The following is a 22944-nucleotide window of genomic DNA, read 5'->3' on the forward strand; positions in this document are numbered from 1 at the left end:
ACGATGAGCGCCATTGTCCTTGAGTCCGTGCTGACTTGCCCGCGCTGCGGCTTCGCCAAGCCGGAAACCATGCCCACGGACGCCTGCCAGTTCTATTACGAGTGCAGCAACTGCAAGGCGCTGCTGCGCCCCAACCCAGGGGATTGCTGCGTTTTCTGTTCGTTCGGCTCGGTGAAGTGCCCGCCGATCCAGCAGCAGCTTGGGTGTTGCTCATAGCGTTTAGGGGGATCACAGGTCGTCGTCTGGATTACGCAGTGGCCGCAGCTCGCCGCGCGCAACTTCTTCCGGTACCGCAAAGGAATACCGCCCGAGCATGTTGATGTGCTCGTAGATCAGCGGCGATAGCCGGGCCAAATCCTCTTCCAGCACTGGATAGCCGTGCTGCTTGAGCCGTTCCACGGCCGCCGTCATGTAGAGGGTGTTCCACAGCACGATGATGTTCACCACCAGGCCCAGAGCACCGAGCTGGTCTTCCTGGCCTTCGCGGTAGCGCTGGCGGAGCTCGCCGCGTTTGCCGTGGAACACGGCGCGGGCCAGGCTGTGCCGGCCTTCGCCTCGGTTCAACTGGGTCAGGGTGGCGCGGCGCTTGGACTCGTCGTCGATATAGGTCAACGTGTGCAGAGTCTTTTCGATCCGCCCGAATTCGGCCAGCGCCTGGGCCAGCCGGGTGGGTCTATCTCCCGTTTGCAGCGTGCGCATGATGCCAGTCGCCGGCACCCGGCCGAGTTTGAGCGAGCCGGCCAGGCGCAGCAGGTCGTCCCAGTGCTCGGCGATCAGGTCGAGTTTGACCGACTGGCGGGCCAGCCCGTTGAGCTTGCCGTAGTCCGCGTCCGGGCGCGTGCGCCAGAAGCGGGTACCGCCGACATCGGCCAGCCGCGGACTGAAGTGGTAGCCAAGTAGGCGGAAGAGCCCGAACACCACATCGCTGTAGGCCCCGGTGTCGGTCATGATTTGCGTCGGCTGCAACTCGGTCTGCTGTTCCAGCACGACCGCCAGCAACACCAGGCTGTCGCGCAGCGTGCCGGGCACGGTGATGGCGTTGAGGCCGGAGAATTGGTCGGAAATCAGGTTGTACCAGGTGACACCCCGGCCGGTGCCGAAATACTTCGGATTGGGGCCGGCATGCACGGTGCGCACCGGTACGACGAAGCGCATGCCATCGGCGGAGGCGACCTCGCCGCCACCCCAGACTTGGGCCAGTTCCAGTTGGCTTTGCGCTCCGACCAGGATGGCGTTAGCCGCTGACAGGGTGTCGTCGCGGATATAATTCTGGCTGACCCAGGACAGCCGGTCACGGCGCAGCGCCGGGTTGTCGGTGCGGATCAAGGGCTCCAGGCCGGTGTTGCAGGCCCCGCCCAACAGCACCGCGCAGAGGCTGGTGACCAGGTTGTCGGCGCGTGCATTGCGTTCGGAGACATGGGTGAAGGCCTCGGAAAAGCCAGTGCGGGCGGCGATTTCCAAGAGGATTTCCGGCAGATCGACACGCGGCATCAGGTCAGACACGGCCGCCCGCAGTTGCAGCAACGAGCAGGGCTCGTCCAGCTTGTCCAGCGCCCCGAGCGACAGTTCGGTCTTGCCCTCGGTGTTCTCGCTCAGTTGAATCGCCGGGTTGTCGGGCAGGCGCGCGGCTACTGCCAGCCAGGTTGCATCCAGCTCGACGGACAAGGCGTCCAGGGTGGTTTTGGCGTCGATGGTCAGGCCCAGTGACCGGCAGATGATCGGTCGCGCCGCCAGCCATTCGGCACCGTCGAGCAGGCCAAGGCGCGGGTCGGCATAGCGCCAACTGGGCGAGACGAAGACATCGCGGCGGCGCAGGGCCGTGCGCAGCGCATCGAGCGTGCAGAACACATAGGCACCCATGTCGAGGGAGCCATCTTCGCGGGTGATGTGCTTCTGCCAAGCCTTGGCCACGATCTCCTGCGGCGCGTCATCCTCTGGCTTCCGGCGCGGCAGGTTCAGTTGCAGCCACTCCAGACTAGCCGCCACGCCCTTGCCGGCCGGGCTGAAGCCGAAGCGGATGTGCTTGAGCAGGTCGGGCAGGAAGCGGCGCACGCTGCGGTAGCGCGCTTCCAATGCAAGAAAATAGACGTCATCTACCGGGCGGATCAGCGCGTTGACCTCTTCCAGGGCCTTTTCCAGGGTGGTCCTCGGCAGGTCGTTGAACAGCCGGGCGCGCACGTTGTCATCGCTGATCGAGCTGTCCAGCACGACCTTGCACGCGGCGGCGAGCGTCGCGGCCGACCGATCCAGGTCTTTCAGGCTGCGCATGCGGGCTTTCTTGTCGGCCTTCTCCGCGTTGCTGAACAGGTCGCGCAGCAAGGCCTCCAGGACTTCCAGTGCGTCGTCGTGCGCAGTCGCCTCCAGGCAGAGTGCGAAGGCCACCAGTGTCGCCATCCGCCGCGACGCCGGCAGCCGATTAATCGCGGTGACCTTGGCCGTGTTGGCGAAGCGGGCCAGGGCGGCGATACGGCTGGGAGGGATGTGCGCCGCCGCCGGCAAGGTGATGCCGATGCCGCGCACGTCATCGAGCCGGCGCAGTGCCCGAATCAACGCGGGGCCACTGACCATGACCGGGCCGGAGCGCAATTGATCCAGCCGGGAGCTGCGGTTGCCTTCGGCCACCGTCAGCAAGTCTTGCAGTTGCAATCGCTGTTCCTCAGTCACGCTGCGGCCCAGCGTAAACCAGAGGCGTTCTTCGACCCGACTGCGCAACTGGGCGATAAAGCGCTCTAGTTGAGACACACCAGGCAGGAGGACTTTCTGTGTGAACAGCCACGAGGTGGCTCGCTCAAACAGCACTCCCGGCCGGTCGGTGCCCGTCCAGCAGAGGGCATACAGCCAGCGGCTCAAGCGAAAGCCGATGCCCGGATCGGTGAAATGACGATAGCCAAAGCGGTTCTGAATATCGGTGGCATGTATCCAGCGGCGATGATCGCTATAGCGCTGGAGGCAGTCGGGGTCTGGAATCGCCAGTTGTCGGCAAAGCACCTGCAGGACTTCCACCGGCACGGCGGCGGGCTTGTCCGGCAGAACGCCAACGAAGCGGACGGTGGTCAGCAGAACGGCATAACCCAGACGGTTATGGTTACCCCGCAGCACCTGGATGGCTTCACGGTCTTCATCGCTCAGGTGGAAGTAACGTTCCAGCTCTTCACGGCTGGGCGAATCAACATAGCGGCCAAAACCGTCGCGTTGCTCTTGAGTCAGAAAACCGACCGGCATTGATCACAGCACCTCGACGCAGAACACGGCGGGCGTGACGATCCGCGTGCGTTCGATGTGCCCGCGTTGCAGCAGGCCGGCGCGGCGATCACCGGTTACCAGGTAGTCCGCATCGCCCGCCAAGGCCATGGCCAGCAAAAACGAGTCATCCGGATCATCGGCTTCGACCTCGATGGTCAGGCGCTCCAGTACCACAGCCCGTTGCAGGTTATTGATCATGGCGCCCACCTTGGCGGGCTGTAGGATGGCCTGAAGCTTGGGATAGCGGCTGGCTCGACGAATTTCATCGAGTTGCATCCGCGAGGTCACCACCTCGAAACGCGCCGCCCGCCAGGCACGGTAGATCGCATCGGGCGCGCCATGTGGCGAGATCAGGGCGCTGAACAGGATGTTGGTATCCAACACGACCCGCATCAGCGCTTACGTGCCCAGTCGAGCGCTTCGTCAACCGCGTTGGTCAATTCTGCCTCACTCAGATGGGCGTTAGCGGCCTTGGCCTGCTCAGCGCTCAGCTCCAGGATGTGTGCCCGTACCGCTTCTTCGATGAAGCGCGACAGGTCGCCCTTACGGCCGCCGCCCTGGCTGGCCAGAAACATCCGAAGCGACTGGTCGGTGTCGGCCGAGACGGCGACATTCCAGCGAATGGTATTCATAGCGTTCTCCGCTAATAGGTGTTTGTGTGTTTATACGCCAATCACAAAGGGCGATGCAATGGTTCGACAAAACGATGGTTTTCCCGAACTAACCAGACGCCACAAGGGTTTGCGGGCAGGCGCTGGGCTTAAGTGCACTTTCTGTTCCGTTGCTCCCCAAACCCCCTCGACCGGCCTCTCATTGGACAGCACGACATTCGGTGCCGTTAGCCAGTGGAGCGCACCTCCTAGATCCCCATCGTACAGCTCCAATAGCGCATCGAGGATCTCGATAAGACGACAGAACACCTCACCAGCCTGTATAGACATCACGGCACTGCCGGGGGACGCAGTGATCCACTGCGCGATCTGCGCTGGCGATCGCTCCAACTCGCTTGCCAAATCGGAGATCAACGACACCGGCAGGCCCGCCAGTACGGCGACGTGCAGATAGTAGTGGCCTCTCGGCAAATCCAGTTTTTCGCGGAGCCTTTCCATAACTGCCTCCAGGATAATTGGCCATTTGATAATGTCATCTTGGCCCCGAGTTTGCGCATGATGGTCTCGAACCATCCGCACCGTAGCTTCGAGAGAGAGCGAATGAACACTATCTGAAGGCTACTCGGCAGTGCGAGAGGGCTTTGGCAGTGACGCTTTGATCGGTGTTATTATTGAAACCTGCCCAAGAGCTTCCTCTCCCGGGTGCGTGTACCGGTGATGAAACTTGGTTTGAGGCGGTCTCGTTGAGGCCGCCTTTGTCGCTTCTGGGAGAGCCCCCAGTACTAAGCAGCCGTTATGCGTCGAAGCGCAAAGCCTCGACCAAAGCTGTTCGCAGGCCCTCTAACTCGGCATTTCTCCAATCTTATGAACTCGCGCTGGGTACGGACGGCGGGAATTATCTGCAATTATCTCGGCATAGATAATTGATCAATATTTAGCCGCCACTACTGAGCAGCGCCTCTCAAAGTTAATCCTTTAGATACAGCAGGTTACAGAACGAATGTCCTAATTTTTGCCTTATCTCGGCATGCCCCCTAATGCGGAAAATGGCTGCTGCGAGGTGCTCGCGGCGGCCAAAAACGGAGAACTGAGCGGGTTACCTGGTCGATTTTGATCGACGGCCCGCTTTCAAAAGCAGCAAGGGCTGAAGTCGACCGGAAATACAGGGTTACTTCAGACCTTCCTTAGGTAGCGGCCATTGCTGCGAGTGAACAACGCGCCAACTTCCGTTCGACAGACATTCACGGCGATCGCCAGGCAAAACAGCGGGAACGAGAGGCGTCCCAGAATGAACAGGTTATCCAGTGATGGCCATGCCAGACGCATGTGGTCGAGCACCATCGTGAGCAGGGCGATCCACTTGATGAGGTCCTGTCCGTTGTGTCGTTCAACCCGCGAAGGTGGTGATTCGTACGCGCTCAACTCAGGTTCTCCAGGATGAGAATCGCAAGGACCAGATACCGTCCGCCCTTGGCGAGCGTGACGATCAGGACGAACCGCCAGAGCGGCTCTTTCATCACGCCGGCGATCACGGTTAGCGGGTCTCCAATGATGGGTACCCAACTGAGCAGCAGCGACCAGTACCCGTAACGTTCATAGGAGGCTTTGGCTTTTTCGAAGGCCGCTTGCTTTACCGGAAACCAGCGCTTTTCGCGATAAGCCTCGATACCTCGTCCCAGCAGCCAGTTCACAACCGATCCGAGTACGTTGCCTGTGGTGGCCACCACCAGCAGGATGGCTGTGGAAAAACGCTCGGATATCAGCAGTCCGCCCAGCACTGCCTCCGATTGCATGGGCAGCAGGGTTGCCGCGCCGAATGCAGCCAGAAACAGGCCGAGGTAACCGCCGTACTCAAACATTCAACAACCGAGCACCGTGCCTACAGGTATTTGGTGATTTGCTTGAATTCGTCCAGTGCCGAACGGTCGCCCTTGCTCAGGGCTGTCACCGAGTCTTCCAGGCAATGGTCGATGTGGTCCTGGATCAGTGTCCGCTTCGCCTGGCACACGGCCTTTTCAACAGCATGGAGCTGCTGGGCGATGTCCACGCATTCACGTCCTTCATCGATCATGGTGATGATGCTGCGCAGGTGGCCGTCCGCTCGCTTGAGGCGTTTGATGATGGCGTCGTGAGTCTGGTGGGTATGAGCGTGACCATGCGGTTGGTCGTGAACGTGTTCTGACATGACTTGAGTCTCAGACGGCGATACTTTACGCTCTGCATGCTATCCCCCTGGGGGGGTTGGGTCAAACGCGCTATTTCACACCGTGTTTCAACCGGATAAGCATTGGGATGTCTCGTCGTTTTCTTTCAGCGACCATGATCGTGGCTTTGGCAATGGCCTTTCTGCTGGCCTGGACCGGTCATGCCTATTCACTTTCCGTCCTCTCGCAAATCACGGCAAAGAGCGCCCAGAGCCTGACTCATGATCACTCCCACGACTCGTCCCTGAGTTGTGCGCAGTGCTCTGATCACTACCACTCCCCCCTGACGCCCGATCACCAGCACGAAACGCCTCAGATACCAGCTGCAATCCACTTCTCCAGTCATTTCGAAGCCTCGGTACACCTGGCCATGCTGGGCGATTCCGTGCCTTGGCCCCCCATCTTCCGTATCGAACGCCCACCCCGTCCTGTGCTTGCTTCCTGACCAAGGCCGCTCTGCGGCCAACAATCACTGCAAGAAAGGATTGATCCATGCATTCGCACTCCCTAAAGGGTGGGGGCCTGTTCGCCATGCGTTCACGCCACCTGTTGTATCTGCTGTTCCTGCTCGTCGCCTCGCTGTTCATCGGCATGCCAGAAGCTCTGGCCCATGCCGTGGCCGAGGGTGACAAGGGCTTCATCCAGGAAAGCACCGGGGTCATGCTGATCCCCTTCATCTACATGGGCGCCAAGCACATGGTCACGGGATACGACCATCTGCTGTTCCTGTTCGGCGTCATCTTCTTCCTCTACCGGCTGAAGGATGTCGGCCTGTACGTCACGCTGTTTGCGGTCGGCCATTCGGTGACGCTGCTGATCGGCGTGCTGACGGAAGTCAGCATCAGCTCGTACGTCATCGACGCAATCATCGGTTTCTCGGTGGTGTACAAGGCCCTGGATAACCTGGGCGCCTTCCAGCGCTGGTTCGGCTATCAGCCGAACACCAAGGCCGCCACGCTGATTTTCGGCCTGCTGCACGGCTTCGGCCTGGCAACCAAGATCCAGGAATACGAGATCTCTCCCGATGGGCTGATCCCCAACCTGATCGCCTTCAACGTAGGGGTGGAGATCGGTCAGCTGATGGCGTTGAGCGCCATTCTGATCCTGATGGGCTTCTGGAGGCAGACCCCAAGCTTCTGGCGTCATGCCTATACCGCCAACGTCGCAATGATGAGTGCTGGTTTCCTGTTGATGGGTTACCAGATCTCCGGCCTGTTTCTGACCGCTTAAGGACTCCTGATCATGTTCAATTCTCCACTCCCATCGGCAAGCGAATTGCCGAGCAGCCGCCAACTCGTTCGTTCCACCGTCATTGCCCTGGCTGTCGCCATGGGCCTGCTGGTCACCGTGGTGATGCCTTCGGAATACGCGGTCGACCCGACCGGCCTGGGCCGCGCCATGGGCCTGACGCAAATGGGCGAGATCAAGATCACCCTCGCTGCCGAGGCTTTGGCTGACGAGGCTGCGTCGAAAGCGGCAGCTGCTCCGGCCCCAGCTCCTGTCGTTGCTGCTGCACCGGCACCTGCACCGGTAGCGCCACCCGTACAGCAAGTGGCAGCAGCCCCTCAGCCCGCGGCTCCCGTATCCAGCAAACCTGCTGCCAACGCCAAGTCCGATCAGGTCACCGTAACCCTGACGCCAGGCGAAGGTCGGGAGATCAAGCTGGAAATGCTCAAGGGCAGCACTGTGAGCTATGAATGGACCGCATCCGGCCCGGTCAACCACGACACCCACGGTGAGATCTACAACGCCGCCCAAGGCGATTTCCACAGCTACAGCAAAGGGCGTCAGGTGAAAGGCGACAAGGGCGACCTGACCGCGCTGTTCGATGGCACCCATGGCTGGTTCTGGCGTAACCGCACCAACGCCGATGTCACCATCGTGCTGAACACGACTGGCGACTACCTGAACGTGAAGAAGTAATCCCGCCGGGGCGAACCTGTTGTTCGCCCCGACTTTTTGATCTCAATTGGAATAGCTGAAGATGACTACCAAAATCCTCAAATCGCTCGTTGTGCTGAGCTTCCTCGGCCTGTTGGCTGCCTGCGGTGGTACTGATACCGAATCGAAGTCTGGCGATGCGGGTCACGGCCACTCGCACGAGTGATGCAAACAGGGCCGCTAAAGCGGCCCTGTTTCTTTCTGGATTACGCGAAGATCATCGATAGAACCCGTGCAACGCGGGCTTTATGGCTTTGGCCATTTCCGGTGATCGTCATCGATGACGAACGAGTGCGCATGCGCATTGCCGTTGGCCACGTGCGGGTGGTCTTCCGGCAGGTCATCGTGATTGTGCGCTACCACGTCTTCCTCATACTCCGGGCGCCAGATCCGCTTGCTCACCAGCCAGGCTACGGCGGCAACCAGACTCAGTCCGATGAACGAAGCCGTCAGGCTGACGCTTGCCCCCAACCATCCCGCGAGCGGGTAGGTGATCAGCCAGCAGGCGTGTGAAAGGGCGAACTGGGCGGCGAACAGCGCAGGTCGATCCTGGGCTGAGGACGAGCGCCGCAGAATGCGTCCGGACGGTGTCTGTGCCAGGGAGTAGCCGGCACCCAACACCAGCCACAACAGGATCAGCGCCGGGTAACTGGAGACGAAGGTACCCAGGATCAAACCGGCTACCAGCACGGCACCGCCGGCCAGCATCGCCTTGCGATCGTCCAGTCGTTCCAGCAGCTTGGGCAGCATCAGGGCGACCACCATCGAGCCACCGCCGAAGGCCATCAAGGCCATGGCGGTAGAGCTCTGGGGCAGCGCGAACTTGGATTGCACCAGTACCACGGTGTTGACGATGACCATGGCGCTGGCGGCTGCGATCGTCAGGTTCAGTGCAAGAAGGCCACGCAGCCGCGGGGTGCGCAGGAAAATCCGCATGCCCTTGGTGGTGCGTTCATAGATGCTGCGTTTGGGTCCTCGTGCCGCCAGGGGCAGCACCACGGTACCGACCATCGCGGCGGACACCAGGAAGCCCACCACCGTGCCCGCGAACAGGCTGTGGAAGCTGACCACCGTAAGCAACAGCGCGGCCAGCATCGGACTGATCACGCTTTCCAGGTCATAGGCCAGGCGCGAAAGGGAAAGCGCCCGGGTGTACTCGCGCTCATCCGGCAGGATGTCAGGGATGGTGGCCTGGAAGGTTGGCGTAAACGCCGCAGAGGCCGACTGCAGCACGAAAATCAGCACGTACACCTGCCAGATCTCGGTGACGAAGGGCAGCATCAGCGCGACCGCTGCCCTGACCAGATCGAGGGTGACCAGCATCGCCTTGCGCGGCAGATGCTCGGCGAACGCGGCGGCAACCGGTGCAACGCCGATGTAAGCCGCCATCTTGATGGCGAGCGCGGTACCCAATACAGCTCCCGCCTGGGCGCCGGCCAGGTCGAATGCCAGAAGCCCGAGGGCAACCGTCGCCAGACCAGTGCCCACCAGGGCGATCACCTGGGCCAGAAAGAGGTGTCGATAAGTACGATTTTTTAGAACGGATAGCATGCGCTACCTCCGGGTAGTGCGGGTGATTCATGTTTCTAGCGTATCCCCCCTGGGGGGATACGGTCAACGTGAGTGAATCGAACCCTCATCCCGGCAGTGCATTTTCCTGAGAACAGAGCTAAAGTAGAGATTCATACATTTTATGTTTGATTCTCTACATGAAAAATTGGCTTCTTCTTGTGTTGGCACTCCCCACGGCCAACGCGACCGAACGTATGCGTGCCTGGCGGGCGTTGAAGGCTTGCGGCGCTGCCGTGCTGCGCGACGGTGTGTACCTGTTGCCTGAGCAGGACGCGGGCCGCGAGGCGTTCGAGTCCGTGGAGCGCGATGTGACGGTCAGCGGCGGCACTGCGTTTCTGCTGGCATTCCCGGACGAAGAAACTCGCTTCGCCGGCCTGTTCGACCGGAGTGAGGAGTACAGCAAGCTGCGCGACGAAGTCGCCGCGTGCAGGGAGGGACTGCTTCCCGAGAACGCCCTGCAGGTCGCTCGCCAGGTCAGAAAACTGCGCAAGAGCTTCGCCCAGTTGGCCCTGATCGACTTCTTCCCCGGCGTTGCGAAGCAGCAGACGGAGACCGCGCTGGAAGCGCTGGAGACGGCAATCAGCCGTGCCCTCTCACCTGATGAACCGCACATTCAGGATCATCCCGTCACGCTGCTGGACCACAGTCATTACCAGGGGCGTCGCTGGGCAACCCGTCGACGTCCCTGGGTCGACCGGCTGGCCTGTGCCTGGCTCATCCAGCGCTTCATCGACAGCGGCGCGGAAATCCTCTGGCTGGAATCCCCGAGCGACTGCCCCGCCGATGCACTGGGCTTTGACTTCGATGGCGCCGCGTTCAGCCATGTCGGGCACCGCGTCACCTTCGAAACCCTGATCGACAGCTTCGTGCTGCAGGCTCCAGGCCTTTCACGCATCGCCGCGCTGGTTCACTACCTCGATGTCGGTGGCAGCCAGCCTGCGGAAGCGTCCGGCATCGAGCGTGTCCTGGCGGGCCTGCGCGAGAGCATTACCGATGACAACCAACTGATGGCAGCGGCAAACGGCATCTTCGACGGGCTGCTGGCGGCCTTTGCCAACGAGGAAAACGGTCATGGCTGAAACGACGACGCTGGCCACGGGCGAAGCCCCCCTCAAGCCAGCGACCCCGGTGGGCTTGTTCGAAGCGTTGCTGTTCTGGCTGAAGATCGGCTTCATCAGCTTTGGCGGGCCGGCAGGACAGATCTCCATCCTCCACCAGGAGTTGGTGGAGCGTCGCCGCTGGATCAGCGAGAAGCGCTTTCTGCATGCCCTGAACTACTGCATGTTGCTGCCCGGGCCCGAGGCCCAGCAGCTCGCGACCTACATCGGTTGGTTGATGCACCGGACCTGGGGCGGGGTGATTGCTGGCGGGCTGTTCGTGCTGCCGTCGCTGTTCATCCTGATCGGGCTGTCGTGGGTCTATATCGAGTTCGGCAACGTTCCGGTGGTTGCCGGGATCTTCTATGGCATCAAGCCGGCGGTCACCGCGATCGTCGTTCATGCGGCGCACCGCATCGGTTCCCGGGCATTGAAGAATGGCTGGCTATGGGCGATCGCCGCAGCATCCTTCGTCGCCATTTTTGCCCTGAACGTCCCGTTCCCGCTGATCGTTCTGGCCGCTGCCGTGCTGGGCTACATCGGCGGAAAAGTGCTGCCGGACAAGTTCGTGACCGCTGGCAAGCATGGCTCCGGGAAGGCCAGTTACGGGCCTGCGCTGATCGATGACGATACACCGCCACCCGCGCATGCCCGTTTCCGCTGGAGCTATCTGCTCAAGCTGATCCTGATCGGTGCGGCGCTATGGATGCTCCCCATGGGGTTGCTGACCGTCATCTTCGGCTGGCAAGGCACTCTGACCCAGATGGGGTGGTTCTTCACCAAGGCTGCGTTGCTCACCTTCGGCGGTGCCTACGCGGTGTTGCCCTATGTCTACCAAGGTGCGGTCGGTCACTACGGCTGGCTGTCGCCCACGCAGATGATCGACGGCCTGGCCCTGGGGGAAACAACGCCGGGGCCGTTGATCATGGTGGTGACTTTCGTCGGCTTCATTGGCAGCTACATCCACCCGATGTTCGGCACCGACCATCCGTTCCTGGCGGGCGCGGTGGCGGCTGTGCTGGTCACCTGGTTCACCTTCCTGCCCTCGTTCCTGTTCATCCTTGCCGGCGGTCCGCTGGTGGAGTCGACGCACAACGAACTGAAGTTCACAGCGCCGCTGACCGGGATCACCGCCGCCGTGGTAGGTGTGATCCTGAATCTGGCGTTGTTCTTCGGTTACCACGTGCTCTGGCCCAACGGCTTTGGGGGAGGATTCGAGTGGGCCTCCGCACTTATCGCCGCGGCCGCCGCTATTGCCCTGTTCTACTTCAAGCGCGGTGTGATCCAGGTGCTGGTGATGAGTGCACTGGCGGGGCTGGCGGTCCAGCTGTCGATGCGTTGAGGAGGATGCCGCTTGAGGGTGATCCGGGGCAGGCGGTCAAGCGCCTGCCTCAAGATCGAGGGGGAAGGAGGAAGTAGAGAAACAGCACATCCATGAGCCTAGGATGGGCTTTTAGCGTTTTCCTTTTCTTTGGTCTCTGCCGGTTTGGCTTTGTCTGCGGTGTCTTTTTCACCCCAGAGGCGTTTCTGGTCCTCGCGGAATTTCTTGTTGAATTCGATCGAGCGGTCGTAGCCATCTTCGGCAAATACCGGTGTCGTCACACCAACAGCCAGTACACCGATGAGAAGCGCTTGGGTCAGTCGCATTTTCAGAAACTCCAGGGGTTTGGATCTCAATGGATCGTGAGATTTTCGATACCCCTGAAGCTTAAAGAAGCGTCTCTGACGACAACGTGAGGCGCGAATTACAATGTTGAAAGACGCCTTGGGCTCAGAGACGGTTCACCGGAAAACTCAGGTGGAACCAGGTAAAGCCCGAGCCCGTTATTTCTACCTTCGCCACGCCTTGGTGCAGGCTCATGATCGATCGCACGATGGCAAGCCCGAGGCCTGTGCCTCCCTCGCTGCGCGCACGCCCTTTGTCGACCCGATAGAAGCGTTCGAACAGATGAGGCAGGTGCTCTTCCGGAATACCTTGGCCTGGATTGCCTACGCTGAGCCTGATGTGCTCCTGCTCACGGTGAACCTTCACCACTACAGCCTGCCCTTGTGGGCAGTAGCGAATGGCGTTGGAGAGCAAATTGGACACTGCCCGTTGAATCATCAGGCGATTGCCTTGGATCACATCGACACTGCCTGACACATCGAGCCGAACGCCGCTCTCTTCGGCACTCAGGCTGAACAAGTCACTGACCCTCTGCACCTCGTCGACCAGTGCCACCGTCTCGAATTGCACCAAGGCTGCAGGCTGGCTGACATGTGCCAGGAAAAGCATGTCGGCCACCATGCTTTTCATGCGATCCAGCTCCTCGGCGCAGGATTCCAGCACCTCACGGTACTCCTCCGAGCTGCGTGGTCGTGACAGGGCCACCTGTGCTTTGCCCATCAGGTTAGTGAGCGGAGCACGCAACTCGTGGGACAGGTCGTCCGAGAACTGCGATAGCTGCTGCACGCCACCGTCCAGGCGGTGCAGCATAAAGTTGATGCCGTCCGCGAGCTCCAGCAGTTCGATCGGCAAGCGGTCGGTAGGCAGCCGATGCTGCATGTTGTCGGTGGAGATCTTCGACGCGACTTTCAGAAAGCGCGTAAGCGGCAGCAAGCCCCGGCGTACCGTCCACCAGGCCACGACCATGATCAGCGCCAGGATGAAGGGTGACGCCATCAGGGCCCAGCTCAGCATCGCCCGGAGCAATTCGGCATCGGAGGATTCATCCACGGTCATGTACACACCGACCTGGGTACCGTCAGCCAGACGCATGAGCTGGGAAACGCTGAGCATGGGCATGCCCAGTTCGTTGTTCCACTCGTAGAACTCCACTTGATCGTTGGCAGGAAAGCTGGTGAGTTCGGTGGTTATCTTTTTCGAGCCGATGGTCAGCAGGGGGATTCGGCTGTTTGCCGTATCGAAAATGCTGACGAACAGGTTGTTGTGGCCCATCGCAAGGTCGACCAACTGGTGGGAGTCTGCGGTGACCTCGGACAGATCCGCGACGGTCGATAGGTTATGGGCCATGCCACCCATCTTGGTGATCAGGCTGCTTTGCGCCGTGCGCTCCAGCGCCTGGCCGAGCATCAGGTAGCCCACGATAGAGAGCAGCACCAGCAGTATCACGCTCATCAAGCCGACTTTGAGTCCCAACCTGGCGGCCAGGCTGAAGCGCTTCATGAACGCTCCTCGATCACATAGCCCACACCGCGCAGGGTGTGGATAAGTTTGTTCTCGAACGGATCGTCGATCTTGGCGCGCAGGCGCCGGATCGCCACGTCGATCACGTTGGTATCGCAGTCGAAGTTCATGTCCCAGACCAGGGAAATGATCTGCGAGCGGGTCAGGGCTTCCCCTGGGTGGCTCATGAGCAGGCGCAACAGGGCGAATTCCTTGGTAGTCAGCTCGACGCGCAGGTCACCCCGGAACGCGCGGTGGCGACCCGGATCCAGCTCAAGGTCTGCGACCCGCAAGGTCGGGTGGTCCACCACCTTGTCGCCACGCCGCTGCAGCGAGCGGATGCGGGCAAGCAGTTCCGGAAACTCGAACGGCTTCACTAGATAGTCGTCGGCGCCGCCGTCCAGGCCCTTCAGCTTGTCGTGCAGGCGGCCACGACCGGTCAGCATGATGATGCGAACCCGACTGGTCTTGCGGATCGTGTCGAGCACGTCCCAGCCGTCCACCTTGGGCAGGTTCACATCCAGGATGACCAGGCCGTAGGTGTTGTGCTGGAACAGGTGCAGCGCATCGACACCATTACTTGCCCGGTCAACGATATAGCCACTTTCGGTAAGCCCTTGCTGAAGATATTCGGCAGTTTTGGCTTCGTCTTCCACTACTAGAACACGCATTATTTGTTTATCTCAAATTAAAAAAGTATTCGGGTGTCAAATAAAAAAATATTCATTTATTTCTTGAAGTGTCATTGCCTCATGCACCGAACCAGCATGGTGATCATCGATGAATCAATCTTAAAACGAAAATCAGGAGGGAGGTGGAATCCTTCAAATTTGTAATTCAGCGGTAACGTTCCTGATAGTCACCCCCCTCTAGAATCGAACCTGTAGAGGAGTCTACGACAATCTCCTTCCATGCAAAGGGTGCAGCAGACGAGTGGGTTACTCATGTGTGTCCTGCGACCGCGCTCGCCTTGCGATTTAAAAATCCTCAAAGACAGGTCTAAAGCATGCCCATGTCATGGCGCTTCACGGGGAACTTTCGATGAATAACGAACATTATCTGCGCAGTGTAAAGGGGCTCTCTTTCGCCATCGCTTTTATTATTTCAGGGCCTGCCATGAGTGCTGAGAAGTTCTCTGTCGCCAATGAACAGATTCAAGCGCTGGGTATCAAGACGTCTGCTGTGCAAAGCATGAAACAGACGGTCAGCACGCGATATCCCGGCCAGGTTGTCGTGCCTCCGAAAGCGGAGCAGATCGTCAGTTCCCCACTTGAAGGTGTGGTGGTGCAACTGCTGGTGGGCGAGTACCAGGCCGTTCGCAAAGGCGAGCCGGTCGTGCGCCTGTCCAGTCCGGCGATGAGCCAGCTCCAGCTCCAGCTGTTGCAGGCATCTGCCCGCGCCACGCTGGCCCGGCAGGCCTACACCCGGGAACAGAAGCTGTTCGATGAGGGCATCATTCCGCAGCGTCGGGCGCAGGAAGCCCAGGCAACGCTGAAGGAAGCGGAAGCGACTCTGGTGCAGACCAAGGCCGAACTGGCCCTGGCGGGAATGACCCCGGCCATGATCGAGCAGGTCATCCGCTCCGGGATTCCTTCCGACAGGATCACCCTCAGCGCCGTTCAGGACGGCATTGTCAGCAACATCTCGGTCCGGCCCGGCCAGCGGGTCGACGGTGCCACGTCGCTGCTGAACATCACCCAGGTCGATGCGCTGTGGCTGGACGTGCAGATTCCGGCCGCGGCCAGTATTGGCATTCAGCCGGGCGCGGGCGTAACGGTGGTCGACAAGGGCATTAATGGGCGTGTCATCAACCTGAGCCCGACCCTCTCGGCTACCAGCCAGTTCGTGGTGCTGCGCGCCGAAATCGAAAATGCCAACGGCGCCCTGCGTCCCGGCGAGCTCGTCACCGTGGAGATCCCGGTTCAGGCCGCTGGCAAATCCTGGGACATCCCTCTGTCTGCCGTCGCTCGCAACAAGACCGACTCCGTGGTGTTCGTCCGCACGCCCGACGGTTTTGAAGCCCGCCCGGTCAAGGTCGAAGTCAGCGCGGGGCAACTGGTCCGTGTCCAGGGCAACATCAGCGAACAGGACCAGGTTGCCGTCGCCGGCGTGATTGCGCTGAAAGGCGCCTGGCTTGAAGAGGACGGTGAGTGATGCTGAGCCGTCTTATCCAATTCTCTTTGTCCCAGCGCCTGTTCATGGTGCTGGCGACGCTGTTGCTGACCGGCGCGGGCTGGTATGCCTACCGTGGGCTGCCCATCGATGCCTTCCCTGATGTGGCCAGCACCCAGGTCAAGGTGATCATGAAGGCACCGGGGATGACCCCGGAAGAAGTTGAAAGCCGGATTGCCGTGCCGATCGAAGTGGAAATGCTCGGTATTCCCAAGACCAAGATCCTGCGCTCGGTCACCAAGTACGGCCTGGTCGATGTCACCATCGATTTTCAGGATGGCACTGACATCTACTGGGCGCGGCAACAGGTTTCCGAGCGTCTCGGCAACCTGAGCGACAGCCTGCCGGACGGCATCAGTGGCGGCATGGCGCCGATCACCACACCGCTGGGCGAGATGTTTATGTTCACGGTGGACGGTACAACCTTGTCTCTGGTCGAACGTCGCAGCCTGCTCGACTGGGTGATCCGGCCGGCGCTGCGTACCGTACCTGGCGTGGCGGATGTGAACTCCCTCGGTGGCCAGGTCAGGACCTTCGAGGTACTGCCAGATCCCATCCGCATGGCTGCCAGCGGCGTGAGCCTTGAGCAGCTGACCAACGCGGTCAACACCAACAACCGTAACGACGGTGCCGGCCGACTGGGTGAAGGTGACGAAGTCCTGCTGGTACGCAGCGAGGGCAGCATCCGCACCCTGGATGACCTGCGGGCCGTTGTGGTCAATTCCAACAGCTCCAGCCCGGTGCGGGTTGGCGACCTGGCCGAGGTTCGCCTTGGCACCCTGACCCGCTACGGCGTGGTGACCCAGGATGGCAAGGGCGAGGCTGTGCAAGGCCTGGTGCTCGGCCTGGCTGGCGCCAACGCCCGCCAAGTGGTCGCCGGTGTGCAACTGAAGCTCAAGGAACTGGAGGCCACACTACCGAAAGGCATCACCATCACCAGCTTCTACGATCGCTCGTCGCTGGTCGATAAAGCGGTAGGGGCTGTGTCCAAGGCGCTGATCGAGGCCACCGTGTTGGTCATCGTGTTGCTGGCCCTGTTCCTCGGCAACGTTCGCGCAGCGCTGACGGTTGCCCTGGTACTTCCGCTGGCGGCGTTGATCACCTTCATCCTGATGCGCTTCGTCGGCATGTCCGCCAACCTGATGAGTCTGGGAGGGCTGGCCATTGCCATCGGCATGTTGGTGGATGCCGCGGTGGTGGTGGTCGAGAACATCGTCCAGCGTCTGGCCACCGATCCTTCCGGTGGCAAGCTGCCGCGTCTGCACATCATCTACCGGGCGGTGCGCGAGGTCGCGGTACCGGTGACGTCCGGCATCCTGATCATCATCACGGTGTTCCTGCCGCTGCTCACCCTGCAGGACCTCGAAGGCAAGTTCTTCGTCCCGGTGGCGCTGACCATCGTCTTCGCTCTGGCGGGATCGTTGCTGCTGTCGCTGACCGTGATCCCCGTGCTGTCCTCCTACCTGCTGCGCGAGGTCAAGCACGAAGACCCCTGGCTTGCCCGCAAGCTGCTGGGCATCTATGGCCCGGTGCTGGAGTGGGGGCTTGGCCGGCAGAAACTGATCGCGATCATCGCTGGCGCCATGTTGGTCGTCGCTGGCCTGGTCTACACCCAGGTGGGCAAGACCTTCATGCCGACCATGGATGAAGGCGACCTGATCGTGGGTATCGAGAAACTGCCATCGGTCAGCCTCGAACAGACGGCCGAGCTGGACAAGAAGATCCAGACCGCGCTGATGGCAGCGGTCCCGGAGATCCGGGGCATCGTGGCGCGGGCCGGTTCCGACGAGATCGGTCTTGATCCCATGGGCCTGAACCAGACCGATACCTACCTGCTGCTCAAGCCCATGAGCGAATGGCGGATGGACACCAAGGAAGAGCTGATGGACGAGGTCCGCAAGGTGCTCGATCCAATGCCGGGTATCGGCTACAGCTTTACCCAGCCCATCGAGATGCGCGTCTCCGAGATGATCATCGGTGTGCGCGGCGACCTCGCCGTGAAGATCTATGGCCCTGACCTGGGCACCCTGAGCCAACTGGGCGGCAAGATCGAGTCGCTGCTCAAGACTGTGCAGGGCAACCAGGACGTCTACACCGTGCAGAACGACGGTGTGCAGTATCTGCGCGTGGAGATCGACCGGCTGCAGGCTGGCCGTTTCGGCCTGAGCGTCGAGGCCATCCAGGATGCACTGCGCGTGCAGATCGAAGGCCAGCAGGCCGGCCTGGTGATCGAAGGCAACCAGCGCACGCCGATCCTCATTCGCTCGGACGAGTCGGTGCGCACGTCGCCGGCGGACTTCAACGCGGTGCGGATCACCACGCCGGATGGCCAGACCATTCCGCTGAGCAGCGTGGCGAGACTGGAGCGTGCCGATGGCCCGGTGAAGATCGACCGGGAAATGGGCAGCCGCTACAGCGTGGTGATCGCCAACGTCAGCGGTCGTGACCTGGTCGGCTTCGTCGAGGAGGCCAAGGCGCTGGTGGCTCAGCAGGTGGAACTGCCCAACGGCTATCGCATCAGCTGGGGCGGCCAGTTCGAGAACCAGCAGCGTGCGGCTGCCCGGCTGTCCATCGTCGTTCCCGTGGCGCTTGGTCTGATCTTCGTCCTGCTGTTCTCGACCTTCGGCTCCGTGCGCCAGGCGTTGCTTATCCTCAGCAACATCCCCTTCGCCCTGGTGGGCGGCATCGTCGCGCTGTGGGTCACTGGCGAGTACCTCTCGGTGCCAGCGTCGGTGGGGTTCATCGCTTTGTTGGGTATCGCGGTGCTCAACGGCATCGTGCTGGTCAGTTACTTCAACCAGTTGCATGGCGAAGGCCTGCCACTGCGGGAAGTGGTGCTCCAGGGTGCCCGTCGCCGGTTACGCCCGGTACTGATGACCGCCTCGATCACCGCCTTCGGTCTGGTCCCACTGTTGTTCGCTACCGGGCCCGGCTCCGAGATCCAGCGGCCGTTGGCCATCGTGGTGATCGGCGGTTTGATCACCGTCACCGCGCTCACCCTCATGTTGCTCCCGATTCTCTATCTGCGATTCGCCCACGCGAAAAAGGAGGCCAAAGATGCCTGATACCTGGTTGACGCTGCTCTGCACCCCAAGCTTGGAGGAGAAGCTCATCGACCACCTCCTGGTCGTGACGGGGAACCAGATCTTCACCAGCACACCGGTTGCGGCGCACGGGCTGTCCACCGCGGCACTCAATCCGATGGAGCGTGTCATGGGGCGGGCCAAGGCTGTGCAGATCCAACTCGTGGTGGAACGGCAGCAACTCACGGAGGTGCTGCAATCCCTCAAGGAGGAGTTTCCAAATACCGGGCTGCGCTATTGGACGGTCCAGGTCAGTAACTTTGGGGAGTTCGTGTGATGAAGCGCCTTGTTCCCCTGGCTCTGCTGATCAGTGTGTGTGGCACGGCCGTGGCGCAACCTGCCGCTCCGGCAAACATTCTGCCCAAGCCGCTGGTGGTGTCGCTGCTCAACGCCGATCCCCGCGTGGCCTCGGCACGCTCCAGCATGGATGCCGCCATGCTGGAGGCTGGCATCATCCGGCGTTCGCCTTATGAATGGACGGCCACGGCAATCGGCCAGCAACGGCGTACCGACGCTGGCCCCAACTACAACGAATGGAACGTGGGTATCGAGCGCACGGTGCGCCTGCCTGGCAAGGCCAGTGCCGACCAGGACATCAGTTCGGCAACGCTGCGATTGGCAGATGCCACCTATGGCGAAGTCCGTCATGAAGCCGCGCGGGAACTGATGACCCTGTGGCTGGATTGGCTGGTGTCGGAGCACGCGCTCACCATCGCCAATAAAGGCCTGGCCTCAGCCAAGGAAAGCCTGGCGGCGGCGGAAAAACGCAACCGTGCGGGTGACGCCTCTAAGCTGGATGTAAGCCTGGTCAAGGCGGAAGTGGCCGAGCAACTGCGACAAGGCAACGAAGCCAAGATAAAAGCCGCTGCGAGCTGGGCAACACTGTCGCGGCGCTTCCCTGGCATCGAGCGCAAAGTGGTTGATCTGCCCATTCCTTCGGCCGAACTCGGTCAGTACGACACCTGGCGCGAGCGGATCCTGGCCGAAAGCGATGTGCTGCGTCGGGTCGAAGCCTCTCTGCTGAGAAATCAGGGGCAATCGGCCCGGGCGAAGGCTGACAGGGTGCCGGATCCTACGTTGGGGGTATTCACCGCCTCCGAGCAGGGCAACCGTGAGCGCATCTACGGTGTCAGCTTCAGCATGCCGATCCCCAGCGGGTCGCGCAGTGCTCGCTACAGCCAGGCGCTGGCCCAGGAGAATGCGGCTCGCGAGGATGTCGACCTGGCCAAACGCGAGCTGGAAGCCGGGATTGCCCGTGACGTCGAACTGGCTTCAGGTGCTTACGAGAGCTACCTGATCGCGAAGGATGGCGCCGCTGCCATGACCCAGAACGAAGCACAGATGCAGCGTGCCTACGAACTGGGCGAGGTGGATCTGCAGTCGTTGTTGCTGGCTCGCCGGCAAGCCGTCGCATCGTCTACCAGCGCCCTGCAGGCCCACGCGGATACGCTGCGCACCCATCTGTCGCTGTTGATCGATGCCCACTGGATATGGGGGTTGGACGAAAGCTGAGTTGTTGCGTTGCCCGGCATAGGCCGGGCAACCTTTCAGAATCGTAATGAGTTACTCATGCTCCGGTTAGTTTTCGGCAGCAATGATAGGAAACGGCCAGTGACCACAGCTGAATAATAAACGGCCGTCCTATCTCAATAAGGGAAGGTCTGAAGTAACCCTGTATTTCCGGTCGACTTCAGCCCTTGCTGCTTTTGAAAGCGGGCCGTCGATCAAAATCGACCAGGTAACCCGCTCAGTTCTCCGTTTTTGGCCGCCGCGAGCACCTCGCAGCAGCCATTTTCCGCATTACAGGTGCACCTTTCCTGCGGTAGTCAGCAAATGTCGGCGCGCCATCCATAGGTTCGACAGCGCGAACAGCGTCACCAGCTGAGCGGTGTTCTTGGCCAGGCCACGGAAGCGCACCTTCACGTAACCGAACTGGCGCTTGATCACTCGAAACGGGTGCTCGACCTTCGCTCGCACTTGTGCCTTGGCCTTCTCGATCTTGCGCTTGGCTTTGTACAGGGCGCTGCGTTTATCGAGCTTCTTGTAGGTGCTGCGGCGTGCTGCGACCTGCCAGATCACTTCGCGGCCCGCATGTTCGGGGCGCTTTTCGACGCCGGTGTAGCCGGCATCGGCGCAGACGACGTTCTCGTTACCGTGCAGCAGTTTGTCGACCTGGGTGATATCGGGGTTTGGGGAGCAACGGAACAGAAAGTGCACTTAAGCCCAGCGCCTGCCCGCAAACCCTTGTGGCGTCTGGTTAGTTCGGGAAAACCAAGGTTTTGCCGAACTCTATCGAGGAATGGCTCGGTTCGTTAAGCTCCCCACGCTACGGTTCAAATAACTGGTACGCTTTATCAAAGTTCAACTATTACTAACGTAGTCGAGTAAACGGTACTTTTGATGAAGATCGGTTATGCGCGAGTGAGCACTCGGGATCAGAAAGCCGACCTACAAGTCGATGCCCTGAAACAGGCCGGGTGCGAACGCATCTACCAAGACATCGCCAGCGGCGCGAAAAGCGCCCGTCCGGAACTGGACAAACTGCTGGCCAACGTGCGTCCGGGTGATGCCGTGGTGATCTGGAAACTGGATCGCCTCGGGCGCTCGCTCAAGCACCTGGTCGAGCTGGTCGGCGAGCTGGCAGAGCGTAAGGTCGGCTTGCAGAGCCTGAATGACCCCATCGAACCACCCATGCCCAAGGCCGCCTGGTGTTCAACCTGTTCGCCTCGCTGGCCGAGTTCGAGCGCGAGCTGATCCGCGAGCGGACTCAGGCGGGCCTGTCGGCCGCACGGTCGCGGGGCCGGATCGGTGGCCGTCCCAAGGGTCTGCCCGCCAAGGCCGAGGCCACCGCCATGGCGGCGCAAACGCTGTACCGCGAGGGTCGCCTGAGCGTCAGCGCCATCGGCGAGAAGCTACACATCTCCAAGAGCACACTGTACAGCTACCTGCGCCACCGGGGTGTCGAGATCGGCGCATACCAGAAGAGCGCCCGGTCACGCGATCAGCAGATCACGGCCTCGTCGTCATCGCCGGCAGAGCCGCCCGCTGTCGAGCGGGTGGCCACCGTCACCCTGCGCCTGGCTGTGGTGAATAACAGCAAGTTCGTGCGCGGCCGGAAACGGGCCAAGGAGAACATCGAGCGCTACTGCCTGGAACCCTACGGCATGAAACGGCTGGAGTCGGGCCACTACGAGTTGGCCATTTCGTATCGAAGCGACGACGAGCTGGACAAGACCGTGCACGACCTGCTGACCGAGATCAGCCAGGAAGCCGACATGCGCAACTGCTTCATCGAGGCGGATGCCTGGGAAGAAGGCACCGAGCGCAGGTGGTAGGGCTTACGTTGGTTTTTGGTTCCATTGCTCCCCAAACCCCCAACCCAGGCCGGTCAGCGCCAGTTGCCCGTCTTCGAGCAGCAAGCCATTGAGCGCACTGGCGTGCTTGACCTCGGCGACTTGAAACCATTCGGCCCAGGTGCCGCGTTCTTCGTCGTGCAGCAACGGCAGTTGGCTCAAGGCCTGGGGCGAGTCGATGGGGGCGTGGCGCTGAAGGAATTCGCGGCTGCAATAGGGCGAGACGGCACCCGAGATCAGCGGCTCGCTGTGATTGCCCGGCCAGTGGCTGGTTCGCTGGAATAGCTGCGGTGGTTTGCGTAGGTGACGTTGATGTCCAGTTCCGGGTTTTGCGCCAGGAACTCGACCAGCCTCGGAATGAACAGGTTGATGCCAAACAGCGGAATCAAGCTGATGGTCACCTGGCGCATGACGGACTTCTCGCGCACATGCTCGGTGGCGCTGTGCAATACCGCGAAAGCCGAGCGGATGGCACGGTAATAGGGGGCATGCCGAGATAAGG

Annotated in this window: 20 protein-coding genes and 4 pseudogenes; 11 read left to right on the forward strand and 13 right to left on the reverse strand. The window is 61.0% G+C overall.

The genetic code is table 11. From position 1 onward, the window contains the following. Positions 1–3: 3 nt before the first annotated feature. Positions 4–216, forward strand: a complete 213-nt coding sequence (locus DMX12_RS09055) for a GDCCVxC domain-containing (seleno)protein (RefSeq protein ID WP_003089113.1) — start codon at positions 4–6, stop codon at positions 214–216. Positions 217–228: 12 nt separating this feature from the next. Here the strand turns inward: DMX12_RS09055 and DMX12_RS09060 are convergent, their stop codons facing one another. From DMX12_RS09060 to DMX12_RS09090, 7 genes and pseudogenes are all read right to left on the reverse strand, one after another. After that, positions 229–3222, reverse strand: coding sequence for a Tn3 family transposase (locus tag DMX12_RS09060; RefSeq protein ID WP_003299771.1), 2994 nt, complete (start codon positions 3220–3222; stop codon positions 229–231). A 3-nt stretch (positions 3223–3225) separates the two neighbouring features. Then, positions 3226–3636, reverse strand: coding sequence for a putative toxin-antitoxin system toxin component, PIN family (locus DMX12_RS09065; protein WP_003150546.1), 411 nt, complete (start codon positions 3634–3636; stop codon positions 3226–3228). Further along, the gene (locus DMX12_RS09070) at positions 3636–3875 is read right to left on the reverse strand and encodes a ribbon-helix-helix domain-containing protein (protein WP_003089107.1); all 240 of its coding nucleotides are present in this window, start codon (positions 3873–3875) and stop codon (positions 3636–3638) included. Before DMX12_RS09070 ends, DMX12_RS09065 begins: the two co-directional genes overlap by 1 nt. 30 nt (positions 3876–3905) lie before the next feature. Continuing rightward, entirely contained in the window at positions 3906–4352 is a 447-nt protein-coding gene (locus DMX12_RS09075; protein WP_003288519.1) for a hypothetical protein, read from the reverse strand. 687 nt (positions 4353–5039) lie between these two features. After that, positions 5040–5276: pseudogene (locus DMX12_RS09080) on the reverse strand (TraX family protein); the annotation flags it as partial. Further along, the gene (locus DMX12_RS09085; RefSeq protein WP_003089095.1) at positions 5273–5713 is read right to left on the reverse strand and encodes a YqaA family protein; all 441 of its coding nucleotides are present in this window, start codon (positions 5711–5713) and stop codon (positions 5273–5275) included. The gene DMX12_RS09085 and the pseudogene DMX12_RS09080, both read right to left, overlap by 4 nt. A 20-nt stretch (positions 5714–5733) precedes the next feature. Next, entirely contained in the window at positions 5734–6039 is a 306-nt protein-coding gene (locus tag DMX12_RS09090; RefSeq protein ID WP_003089094.1) for a metal-sensing transcriptional repressor, read from the reverse strand. 511 nt (positions 6040–6550) lie between these two features. On the opposite strand from DMX12_RS09090, the gene DMX12_RS09100 reads away from it, so the two are divergent. The 3 genes from DMX12_RS09100 (at position 6551) to DMX12_RS29895 (ending at position 8165) form a co-directional block, all read left to right on the forward strand. Continuing rightward, positions 6551–7288, forward strand: a complete 738-nt coding sequence (locus DMX12_RS09100; RefSeq protein ID WP_003089091.1) for a HupE/UreJ family protein — start codon at positions 6551–6553, stop codon at positions 7286–7288. Between the two features lie 12 nt (positions 7289–7300). Continuing rightward, a complete protein-coding gene (locus DMX12_RS09105; RefSeq protein WP_003089089.1) occupies positions 7301–7981 on the forward strand; it encodes a hypothetical protein in 681 nt (226 codons plus the stop codon). 61 nt (positions 7982–8042) lie between these two features. After that, positions 8043–8165, forward strand: coding sequence for a hypothetical protein (locus tag DMX12_RS29895; RefSeq protein WP_016713062.1), 123 nt, complete (start codon positions 8043–8045; stop codon positions 8163–8165). An 80-nt stretch (positions 8166–8245) separates the two neighbouring features. On the opposite strand, the gene DMX12_RS09110 is transcribed toward DMX12_RS29895, so the two are convergent. Continuing rightward, positions 8246–9550: an MFS transporter gene (locus DMX12_RS09110; protein WP_003089087.1), complete on the reverse strand. Its 1305-nt coding sequence runs from the start codon at positions 9548–9550 to the stop codon at positions 8246–8248. Between the two features lie 158 nt (positions 9551–9708). Here DMX12_RS09110 and DMX12_RS09115 point away from each other — a divergent pair, with 158 nt between their 5' ends. Then, the gene (locus tag DMX12_RS09115) at positions 9709–10650 is read left to right on the forward strand and encodes a chromate resistance protein ChrB domain-containing protein (RefSeq protein WP_023095846.1); all 942 of its coding nucleotides are present in this window, start codon (positions 9709–9711) and stop codon (positions 10648–10650) included. Further along, positions 10643–12010 carry a chromate efflux transporter gene (chrA, locus tag DMX12_RS09120; RefSeq protein ID WP_003089083.1) on the forward strand — a complete coding sequence of 456 codons (1368 nt, stop codon included), beginning with the start codon at positions 10643–10645 and terminating at the stop codon, positions 12008–12010. Before DMX12_RS09115 ends, chrA begins: the two co-directional genes overlap by 8 nt. Before the next feature lie 98 nt (positions 12011–12108). Here the strand turns inward: chrA and DMX12_RS09125 are convergent, their stop codons facing one another. The 3 genes from DMX12_RS09125 to DMX12_RS09135 form a co-directional block, all read right to left on the reverse strand. Then, on the reverse strand, positions 12109–12315 hold the full coding sequence (locus tag DMX12_RS09125; protein WP_003089081.1) for a hypothetical protein: 207 nt from the start codon (positions 12313–12315) through the stop codon (positions 12109–12111). A 124-nt stretch (positions 12316–12439) separates the two neighbouring features. Beyond that, positions 12440–13834: a heavy metal sensor histidine kinase gene (locus DMX12_RS09130; RefSeq protein WP_003089080.1), complete on the reverse strand. Its 1395-nt coding sequence runs from the start codon at positions 13832–13834 to the stop codon at positions 12440–12442. Beyond that, on the reverse strand, positions 13831–14505 hold the full coding sequence (locus tag DMX12_RS09135) for a heavy metal response regulator transcription factor (RefSeq protein WP_003288515.1): 675 nt from the start codon (positions 14503–14505) through the stop codon (positions 13831–13833). Before DMX12_RS09135 ends, DMX12_RS09130 begins: the two co-directional genes overlap by 4 nt. Before the next feature lie 370 nt (positions 14506–14875). On the opposite strand from DMX12_RS09135, the gene DMX12_RS09140 reads away from it, so the two are divergent. Genes DMX12_RS09140 through DMX12_RS09155 form a run of 4 tightly spaced genes read left to right on the forward strand, consistent with a single transcriptional unit; the run spans position 14876 to position 20601 of the window. Then, complete coding sequence (locus DMX12_RS09140) at positions 14876–15988, forward strand: efflux RND transporter periplasmic adaptor subunit (protein ID WP_003089078.1); 1113 nt, start codon at positions 14876–14878, stop codon at positions 15986–15988. Next, entirely contained in the window at positions 15988–19071 is a 3084-nt protein-coding gene (locus DMX12_RS09145) for an efflux RND transporter permease subunit (protein WP_003089077.1), read from the forward strand. The genes DMX12_RS09140 and DMX12_RS09145 overlap by 1 nt, the downstream gene beginning before the upstream one ends. Then, on the forward strand, positions 19064–19366 hold the full coding sequence (locus DMX12_RS09150; RefSeq protein WP_003288512.1) for a DUF3240 family protein: 303 nt from the start codon (positions 19064–19066) through the stop codon (positions 19364–19366). Before DMX12_RS09145 ends, DMX12_RS09150 begins: the two co-directional genes overlap by 8 nt. Next, the gene (locus DMX12_RS09155) at positions 19366–20601 is read left to right on the forward strand and encodes a TolC family protein (protein WP_003089075.1); all 1236 of its coding nucleotides are present in this window, start codon (positions 19366–19368) and stop codon (positions 20599–20601) included. Before DMX12_RS09150 ends, DMX12_RS09155 begins: the two co-directional genes overlap by 1 nt. Positions 20602–20889: 288 nt before the next feature. On the opposite strand, the pseudogene DMX12_RS09160 reads toward DMX12_RS09155, so the two are convergent. Next, positions 20890–21273: pseudogene (locus tag DMX12_RS09160) on the reverse strand (transposase); the annotation flags it as partial. A 216-nt stretch (positions 21274–21489) separates the two neighbouring features. Between DMX12_RS09160 and DMX12_RS09170 the strand changes: the two are divergent. After that, positions 21490–22424, forward strand: a pseudogene (locus DMX12_RS09170) (recombinase family protein). A 30-nt stretch (positions 22425–22454) separates the two neighbouring features. On the opposite strand, the pseudogene DMX12_RS09175 reads toward DMX12_RS09170, so the two are convergent. After that, a pseudogene (locus tag DMX12_RS09175) lies at positions 22455–22924 on the reverse strand (LysR family transcriptional regulator); the annotation flags it as partial. Between the last annotated feature and the right edge of the window lie 20 nt (positions 22925–22944).

The sequence above is a fragment of the Pseudomonas sp. MB-090624 genome (assembly GCF_003205245.1).
Classification (GTDB): Bacteria; Pseudomonadota; Gammaproteobacteria; order Pseudomonadales; family Pseudomonadaceae; genus Aquipseudomonas; species Aquipseudomonas juntendi.

Bases quoted from the DNA above. Each gene is read 5' to 3' on its own strand.
- DMX12_RS29895 (WP_016713062.1), top strand. From the start codon at position 8,043: ATGACTACCAAAATCCTCAAATCGCTCGTTGTGCTGAGCTTCCTCGGC.
- DMX12_RS09150 (WP_003288512.1), top strand. From the start codon at position 19,064: ATGCCTGATACCTGGTTGACGCTGCTCTGCACCCCAAGCTTGGAGGAG.
- DMX12_RS09060 (WP_003299771.1), bottom strand. From the start codon at position 3,222: ATGCCGGTCGGTTTTCTGACTCAAGAGCAACGCGACGGTTTTGGCCGC.
- chrA (WP_003089083.1), top strand. From the start codon at position 10,643: ATGGCTGAAACGACGACGCTGGCCACGGGCGAAGCCCCCCTCAAGCCA.
- DMX12_RS09130 (WP_003089080.1), bottom strand. From the start codon at position 13,834: ATGAAGCGCTTCAGCCTGGCCGCCAGGTTGGGACTCAAAGTCGGCTTG.
- DMX12_RS09115 (WP_023095846.1), top strand. From the start codon at position 9,709: ATGAAAAATTGGCTTCTTCTTGTGTTGGCACTCCCCACGGCCAACGCG.
- DMX12_RS09110 (WP_003089087.1), bottom strand. From the start codon at position 9,550: ATGCTATCCGTTCTAAAAAATCGTACTTATCGACACCTCTTTCTGGCC.
- DMX12_RS09105 (WP_003089089.1), top strand. From the start codon at position 7,301: ATGTTCAATTCTCCACTCCCATCGGCAAGCGAATTGCCGAGCAGCCGC.
- DMX12_RS09090 (WP_003089094.1), bottom strand. From the start codon at position 6,039: ATGTCAGAACACGTTCACGACCAACCGCATGGTCACGCTCATACCCAC.
- DMX12_RS09140 (WP_003089078.1), top strand. From the start codon at position 14,876: ATGAATAACGAACATTATCTGCGCAGTGTAAAGGGGCTCTCTTTCGCC.
- DMX12_RS09125 (WP_003089081.1), bottom strand. From the start codon at position 12,315: ATGCGACTGACCCAAGCGCTTCTCATCGGTGTACTGGCTGTTGGTGTG.
- DMX12_RS09055 (WP_003089113.1), top strand. From the start codon at position 4: ATGAGCGCCATTGTCCTTGAGTCCGTGCTGACTTGCCCGCGCTGCGGC.
- DMX12_RS09145 (WP_003089077.1), top strand. From the start codon at position 15,988: ATGCTGAGCCGTCTTATCCAATTCTCTTTGTCCCAGCGCCTGTTCATG.
- DMX12_RS09070 (WP_003089107.1), bottom strand. From the start codon at position 3,875: ATGAATACCATTCGCTGGAATGTCGCCGTCTCGGCCGACACCGACCAG.
- DMX12_RS09065 (WP_003150546.1), bottom strand. From the start codon at position 3,636: ATGCGGGTCGTGTTGGATACCAACATCCTGTTCAGCGCCCTGATCTCG.
- DMX12_RS09155 (WP_003089075.1), top strand. From the start codon at position 19,366: ATGAAGCGCCTTGTTCCCCTGGCTCTGCTGATCAGTGTGTGTGGCACG.
- DMX12_RS09075 (WP_003288519.1), bottom strand. From the start codon at position 4,352: ATGGAAAGGCTCCGCGAAAAACTGGATTTGCCGAGAGGCCACTACTAT.
- DMX12_RS09085 (WP_003089095.1), bottom strand. From the start codon at position 5,713: ATGTTTGAGTACGGCGGTTACCTCGGCCTGTTTCTGGCTGCATTCGGC.
- DMX12_RS09135 (WP_003288515.1), bottom strand. From the start codon at position 14,505: ATGCGTGTTCTAGTAGTGGAAGACGAAGCCAAAACTGCCGAATATCTT.
- DMX12_RS09100 (WP_003089091.1), top strand. From the start codon at position 6,551: ATGCATTCGCACTCCCTAAAGGGTGGGGGCCTGTTCGCCATGCGTTCA.